This is a genomic window from Hadarchaeum sp. (SeqCode) (genome assembly GCF_049969415.1).
In the GTDB taxonomy this organism is placed as follows: domain Archaea; phylum Hadarchaeota; class Hadarchaeia; order Hadarchaeales; family Hadarchaeaceae; genus Hadarchaeum.
Genome location: NZ_JBMFOX010000064.1, coordinates 1 through 3,420 on the forward strand (window position 1 = coordinate 1; position 3,420 = coordinate 3,420).

Here is a 3,420-nt window from a genome sequence, read left to right on the forward strand (position 1 = left end):
GTTCCTGCCCCGGGCCAGGGGGAGCGAGAGGATCCTCAGCGCCTGAGCCCAGACCTCTTGGCGTGGAATCCTAGTGTCGAAGATGTCGCCGAGGATGAGGATTAGCTGGGCGCCGCGATCGATGGCCTCCTCAACCGCCTCGCGGAACTGGTCGAAGGAGTCCTGCTCCCGGGGTGTTCCCCACTTAGTGCCCAGATGCGGATCGGAAATTAACGCCAGCCTCAAACAGGTCACTCAATCTCTCTACACTTTTCGGATTTAAGTGGGTTTTCGGGTTAAACGTTTGATTAACGGGTAAAATTTTGAGGTGTTCGGGTTCTGAAATCTCCTGCACTTTTCTCGTGCCTCGGAGAGTCAGGGTGAAAATGACGAGTGGATTACTTCGCCCACCTCTCAAGATGCTGTCAACTGGGGAGTTAACAGCAAAATTGACCTCAAAAGCAGCATTTATTCGTGGCCGCTTCAACACCTTGAACTCTCGCGTGATTTGCCGGTTCCAGAAATCGGTCAAGCTTAAATCGAAATCAGCCGAATTTTCTTCGGTGTTATGTCGGAGCTTCCCTGGGTCGAAAAGTACCGGCCGAAAAGCCTCAGGGAAATCGTGGGTCAGCCCAAGGCGATCTCGCTGATTACGCGCTGGGCCCAGTCCTGGGAACGGGGACGGCCAGCCAAAGCCGCCGCCCTTTTCTACGGCCCGGCGGGGACGGGCAAGAGCGCGGCTGCGGCGGCGCTGGCCAGCGACTTCGGCTGGGACCTAATCGAGATGAACGCCAGCGATCAGCGCAACCTGGCGGAGGTGAAACGCGTCGCGGGGACCGCGGCCTCAACTGGGACGCTGTTCGGCGGCACGGCGGCGAAGAGGCTGATCGTGCTCGACGAGGCGGACAGCATCTACGGTACCGCCGACCGCGGGGGCTACAGCGCGATAAAGGAGATCATCGCCGAGACGCACAACCCGCTCGTCCTCATCGCCAACGACAAGGACGCCATCCCCTGGGAAATCAAGGCTGCCTGCCTGATGGTCGAATTCGGGAGAATCGGCGAAGAGGTCATCCTCAAGGAACTCGCGAGGATCCTTCATCTGGAAAAAATCGACTTCGAAGAGCTCGCCCTCAAGGTGATTGCGGAGACGGCCCGGGGGGACCTCCGCTCGGCAATAACTGACCTGCAGACGCTCACCACCGGAAAAAAACGGTTGACGATCAAGGATGTGGTCCTCTACCGCCGGGACCAAGAAATCGACATCGAGAGCTTCCTCGCCAAGCTGCTCGAGGCCACCAGCGCCGATGAGGCGAGAAAACTGCTTTGGTCGCTCGACCTGCCCCCAGAGGACGCGCTGGCTTGGATAAGTGAAAACATCCCGCTGGTTGTGGATGGGGTGGAGTCACGGGCCAAAGTCTACGAGGCGATCTCCCGGGCCGACATCTTCCTCGGGCGGGCGAAGAGGGGCCAGGCCTATGGCATGTGGAGCTACGCCGGCGATCTCATGAGCGCCGGCGTCAGCCTGAGCCGGGGCGAGGAGCTGAAGCCGGTGAAGGCAAAGCTGCCCAGCCACATCTGGCGCTACTCCCGAACACGTGCCGACCGGGCCGTGAGGGATTCGCTGACGAGAAAGATCGCGGCTCACTGCCACACCTCTTCGAGGACCGCGAGACGGGACATCCTGCCCTACTTGAGAATCATTTTCAAAAACGACCGGAAAACTGCGGAGGCGATTGTCACCGCGCTGGAGCTGACGGAGCCTGAGCTTGGGTTCCTCAGGTAGTCCTGCGTCCCAGAGGCTGACACTTAGGGCAATAGTAGCTGCTGCGGTTTCTCACCTTAACCCTCCGGATCTCGGCCCGGCATCGGGGACACTTTTTTCCTCCACAATGGGCGACCTTGAAGTCAAAGTGAGCCATCCCGATTTCACCGCTGGGCCTGCGATAGGTGCTGACGCTGGCCCCGCCGCTGTCGATCGCCCGGGCTAGGACTCTCCTGATCGCGCCGTGGAGCGCCCTGACCTGAGCTGGGTTGAGCTTGCCGGCGGGGGTCATGGGATGGATTCCCGCCAAGAAGAGCGCCTCGTCGGCATACATGTTGCCGATGCCCGCGATGACGGTCTGGTCGAGAAGCACCGCCTTTATCGGGGCCCGGCGTCCCTTCAGCAGCCCCGCCAGCACGGACGGGGTGAACTCGGCGGCTAGCGGCTCCACGCCGAGCTCCCCGACCACATCGAGCCTGTCCCTGACCAGATAAACGACGCCGAAGCGCCGGACATCGGTGAAGACGAGGCGGGTGCGATCGTCAAAACTGAAGACAATCCTAGTGAACCTCTCCTGCTCCTCCGGGTTCAGCAGCAGCGCTCCCGTCATGCGAAGATGAATGACGAGCGTCTCGCTGCCGGAGAGCTGGAAGAGGAGATACTTCCCACGGCGGCCGATCTCATCGATCCTCTGGCCGATCAGTCGCCGGCGGAAATCGGCCGGGGAGATCCCTTGGAGGATCTTCTCGTCGCGAACCTCAACACTGGAAAATCTCCTCCCCAAAAGCCTTGCCGTCAGCTCTCTCTTTATCGTCTCGACCTCGGGAAGTTCAGGCATTTCAACCCAACTAACAGCTCCGGCAAATAAATTAATCATTGTGCTACAGTGTTCGGGTGTCTCGCGATAACCCTACTGCCGCGTCAGGGTGAAGGACCAAGAAACCCTTCCGGTGCTCGCCCCGCCTTCGAGGCGGTCACCGCTCAACGTGGCCGTGAAGGGCCAGCTTCTCGGCGGTGAAAGGGTGTTGGGGACGGTGAAGTCTATGCTCCCCTGAAGGCTGCCCGCGGAAAAAGTTCCTGATACAGTTCCTGTGCAGGAGGCGTACCACATTACCGCGCCAGTGTCCACGTCGAGAACCTGAATCCCATCAAGGTACAGGCTGCCCTGAAAGGCGCCGTCGCTCACGGAAATTTCCCAGGTCATCACGCCACTAGACCGGCGGGTCCATCCGTCAGTGGTCTCGGTGTGGTTGGCACGGTAGCTACCCGTCCAGTTCCCCTTAAGATTTGGGGTTGCGCTCATCACGGCGCTGACCATCGCCTGGACCTCGCTCGCCACCACCCTGCCGTTGACGTTAGCGGCCCGCGCCATCCCGGCCGCCTGGACAATCTGGGCAAAAGATGCCCCGGTCTCGTTCATCATCTTGACAATCTCCCCTCTGGTGAGGTGCTGGATGACGGCGTTGGCGGCGGGGGCAGCAAACGAGGTTCCGTAGGCTGCCTGCGGGTTGGCCATCACTACGATTCTGGGGTCACCGGGCCGGCCCTGGTTGGCCTGACCGTAAAGGCTGCTCGGGCAGGTGACGATGGCAACCGTGTTCCGCAGCAAGGCCTCCCACCCGGTGAAAGCCCTTGCAGGTCAGAATCAACATCAAGAACCGTGTTCCGCAGCAAGG

General features: G+C 60.5%; 4 protein-coding genes. 1 reads left to right on the forward strand and 3 read right to left on the reverse strand.

The window, feature by feature from the left end:
- A partial coding sequence (locus ACP5PX_RS07560) for a metallophosphoesterase family protein (RefSeq protein ID WP_428085358.1) occupies positions 1-225 on the reverse strand: 225 nt, incomplete at its 3' end.
- Between the two features lie 322 nt (positions 226-547).
- Here ACP5PX_RS07560 and ACP5PX_RS07565 point away from each other — a divergent pair.
- Complete coding sequence (locus ACP5PX_RS07565; protein WP_428085359.1) at positions 548-1,765, forward strand: replication factor C large subunit; 1,218 nt, start codon at positions 548-550, stop codon at positions 1,763-1,765.
- On the opposite strand, the gene mutM is transcribed toward ACP5PX_RS07565, so the two are convergent.
- Positions 1,758-2,582, reverse strand: a complete 825-nt coding sequence (mutM, locus tag ACP5PX_RS07570; protein ID WP_428085360.1) for a bifunctional DNA-formamidopyrimidine glycosylase/DNA-(apurinic or apyrimidinic site) lyase — start codon at positions 2,580-2,582, stop codon at positions 1,758-1,760. The genes ACP5PX_RS07565 and mutM overlap by 8 nt on opposite strands.
- A gap of 72 nt (positions 2,583-2,654) precedes the next feature.
- The gene (locus ACP5PX_RS07575) at positions 2,655-3,353 is read right to left on the reverse strand and encodes a hypothetical protein (protein ID WP_428085361.1); all 699 of its coding nucleotides are present in this window, start codon (positions 3,351-3,353) and stop codon (positions 2,655-2,657) included.
- Positions 3,354-3,420 lie beyond the last annotated feature (67 nt).

Bases quoted from the DNA above. Each gene is read 5' to 3' on its own strand.
- mutM (WP_428085360.1), bottom strand. From the start codon at position 2,582: ATGCCTGAACTTCCCGAGGTCGAGACGATAAAGAGAGAGCTGACGGCA.
- ACP5PX_RS07565 (WP_428085359.1), top strand. From the start codon at position 548: ATGTCGGAGCTTCCCTGGGTCGAAAAGTACCGGCCGAAAAGCCTCAGG.